Genomic DNA, 3,506 nt, shown 5'->3' with positions numbered 1-3,506 from the left:
AACTCCGGGGTCCGCGCGTTCAAGGTGAGATCGAGTGTGCGCGGCTGCAGTTGCGTGCCGGCACGGACGGCGGGGACCGCCCCGAGCTGGGCGAGCAGGGCCGATCCGCCGCGCACCTGCGCGACCTGCACGTCGCCGGTGCGCATCGAGTCGGTCAGCTGGGAATCGGTGCCGCCGCGGCGCAGCAGGATCTCGTCCGGCCGGGCGGGCAGCCCCCAGAAGCGGTCGTTGCGTTCGAGCAGGATCTCGCCGCGACCGCGGTCCACCGAGTCAACGGAGAACCGGCCACCGGAAACCGGGATCGACTCGGCCAATCCGGTGACGAAGCCGCCGGGCGTGTCCTTGACCAGGTGAGCGGGCAGCAGATCGGAGAACAGTTCACGCCACGCCGGGTACGGCTCCCGCAGGGTCACGGTGACGGTCTTGCCGCCCCCGGAGGACGCGACGTCCTCGATCAGCCGGTACCCGGACGGATCCACGACGCCGGGCTGGGTGATCATCTGCTGCCACAGGTAGCGGAAGTCCTCGGCGGCGATCGGCGCACTGTCCGACCACTGGGCGTCGGTGCGCAGCTGGTAGGTGATCGTGAACGGGTTCTCCGAGGTGACCTCGGCCGACACGAGCACCGACTCGTCGGGAACACGGTCGACCAGCGCCGGGTTCTCCGGGTTCGGAACGGTCCGGAACGCGCTCGGCAGCACCAGTTCCGCGACGGCGTTGCCGACCGGCGACTGGTCCGCGAGCAGGTGCGGATTGAATCCGGCGCCGATGTCGTCGATGGCGACGACGACGGTGTTGCGCTGCGGCGCGGGCGCCGGGGTCTGGGTCGGCTCGGTCTGCTCGATCGGCGGGGGCGGATCGGCGGTGCAACCCGACAACCCCGTGGCCAGAGCGGTGATTCCGGCCATCATCAGTGGCCAGCGCCGTCTCCGGACGCGCGAACGCAACAACCGAGCCTCCCCTCCGTCGGACAACGGCTCGGGTGGCGACCCCGGAACGAACCGGGGCCACCACCCGGACTGCTACTTGTTCCGGGCCTTTTCGCGCGAACGCGCGCGGGCACGGTCGGTCGCGGACAGGTGCACCTTGCGCACGCGCACGGCCTCCGGCGTGACCTCGACGCACTCGTCGACGGCACAGAACTCGAGCGCGGCCTCGAGGGTGAGCTCGATCGGCTTGGCGAGGGTCTCCATGACGTCGGCGGTCGAAGAGCGCATGTTGGTGAGCTTCTTCTCGCGGGTGACGTTGATGTCGAGGTCCTCGGCACGCGGATTGATTCCGACCACGTGGCCTTCGTAGGTGTCGCTGCCGGGCTCGACGAAGAACGTGCCGCGGTCGGCGAGCTGGATCATCGCGAACGGCGTGACCGAGCCGGCACGGTCCGAGACGAGCGAACCGGTGTGGCGGGCACGGATCTCACCGGCCCACGGCGCGTAGCCGTGGAAGATCGCGTTGGAGATGCCGGTACCGCGGGTCTCGGTGAGGAAGTCGGTGCGGAACCCGATGAGGCCACGGGACGGGATGATGAATTCCATACGGACCCAGCCGGTTCCGTGGTTCGTCATCTGGACCATCTTGCCCTTGCGATTCGCGAGGAGCTGCGTGATCGCGCCGAGGTGTTCCTCGGGGCTGTCGATGGTCAGCTCCTCGTAGGGCTCGTGCAGCTTGCCGTCGACGGTCCGGGTGACCACCTGCGGCTTGCCGACGGTCAGCTCGAAGCCCTCGCGGCGCATCTGCTCGACGAGGATGGCGAGGGCGAGCTCGCCGCGGCCCTGCACCTCCCACGCGTCCGGCCGGCCGATGTCGAGCACGCGCAGCGACACGTTGCCGACGAGCTCGGAATCGAGCCGGGACTTGACCATGCGGGCGGTGAGCTTGTGGCCCTTCACGCGGCCGACGAGCGGCGACGTGTTGGTGCCGATGACCATCGAGATGGCCGGCTCGTCGACGGTGATGGTCGGCAGCGCAACCGGATTCTCGGTGTCGGCGAGGGTGTCGCCGATCATGATGTCGGGGATGCCGGCGACGGCGACGATGTCGCCCGCGACGGCCTCGTCACCCGGCCGACGATCGACACCGACGGTCTTGAGCAGCTCGGTGATCTTGACGTTCTTGACGCCGTCGGCGTGCATCCACGCGACGGTGTCGCCCTTGCGGAGCGTGCCGTTGTGGACGCGCAGCAGCGCCAGACGGCCGAGGAACTCCGACGCGTCGAGGTTGGTGACGTGCGCCTGGAGCGGGGCCTCCGGGTTGCCCTTCGGGGCGGGGATGCACTCGAGCAGGACCTCGAACAGCTCGTCGAGGTTCTCTGCCTCGGGAACCTGGCCGTTCTCCGGCTGCTTCCGGCTGGCCTTGCCCTCGCGGCCCGAGGCGTAGAGGACGGGCAGCTCGAGCGCGAGCTCGGCGGCCTCGGCGGCCTCGTCGTCGAGGTCGGAGGCGAGGTCGAGCAGCAGCGTCTGGCTCTCCTCGACGACCTCGGCGATGCGGGCGTCGGGGCGGTCGGTCTTGTTGACGACCAGGATCACCGGCAGCGACGCGGCGAGCGCCTTGCGCAGCACGAAGCGGGTCTGCGGCAGCGGGCCCTCGGAGGAGTCGACGAGCAGCACGACACCGTCGACCATCGACAGGCCGCGCTCGACCTCACCACCGAAGTCGGCGTGGCCGGGGGTGTCGATGACGTTGATGACCGTCACGGAACCGTCCTGGTGGTGACGGTGCACGGCGGTGTTCTTCGCGAGGATGGTGATGCCCTTCTCGCGCTCGAGGTCACCGGAGTCCATGACCCGGTCGACGAGTTCCGCACGTTCGGCGAAGGCGCCCGACTGGCGCAGCATGGCGTCGACGAGGGTGGTCTTTCCGTGGTCGACGTGCGCGACGATGGCGACGTTCCGAAAATCAGCGGTGCTCACGCGATGGCTCTCCTGGCTGTAGTCCGGCCACACGGCACTGGACCCGGTCGGCACCTCGCCCGTACGGCATTTCGTATCGGTGGCCGCGACGCGAATGCGAGACACCCGACGCGACCGTGAACCGGCCCGCGCAGGCACTGCGGCCTCGTATATCTTACAGCTCGCCGAGCCCTGTCCGCGCCGACGGACCGCGGTTACCCCAGCTCAGCCCGCCCGACGTGATCTTCGCCACGTCTATTCGCGGTCGGTTGTGGCGTCGTCGAACCATCCGTCGCACCGCACGGCACTGTTCTTGCGGGCGGCGTAGTGATCGAAGAACACCGTCGACATCAGTTCGCGGCGGCTGGTGACCCCGGCCTTGGCGAACACCGATTTGAGGTGGTCCTGCACGGTATACGGCGACATGTGCAGACGCCGCGCGATCTCCGCGGTGCTGTCGCCGCGGAGGACCCGCTCGACGACCTCGCCTTCGCGCCCGGTCAATCCGAAGGCGGCTACCACCAGCGGAAACACCGCCGCGGCGCCGGCCTGCTCGATCGTCACCGCGATCCGTGTGCCCTCACCGCGACCGGCCAGCGGCGACGCGTGCACGACGAG

General features: G+C 69.3%; 3 protein-coding genes. All 3 read right to left on the bottom strand.

All coding sequences use genetic code 11. The features are described 5' to 3' along the window. Nucleotides 1-911 (bottom strand): ABC transporter family substrate-binding protein (locus ACN675_RS28430; protein ID WP_420753998.1); only part of this gene is annotated, 911 nt, incomplete at its 3' end. A gap of 111 nt (nucleotides 912-1,022) precedes the next feature. Further along, nucleotides 1,023-2,909, bottom strand: a complete 1,887-nt coding sequence (gene typA / locus ACN675_RS28425) for a translational GTPase TypA (RefSeq protein ID WP_420753997.1) — start codon at nucleotides 2,907-2,909, stop codon at nucleotides 1,023-1,025. A 234-nt stretch (nucleotides 2,910-3,143) separates the two neighbouring features. Next, on the bottom strand, nucleotides 3,144-3,506 hold a 363-nt coding region (locus tag ACN675_RS28420), incomplete at its 5' end, for a response regulator transcription factor (RefSeq protein WP_420753996.1).

The organism is Rhodococcus sp. O3 (assembly GCF_048897285.1).
Taxonomy (GTDB): domain Bacteria; phylum Actinomycetota; class Actinomycetes; order Mycobacteriales; family Mycobacteriaceae; genus Rhodococcus.
The sequence above is the reverse complement of the archived record's forward strand: the minus strand, read 5'-3'. Positions and strand labels throughout refer to the sequence as shown.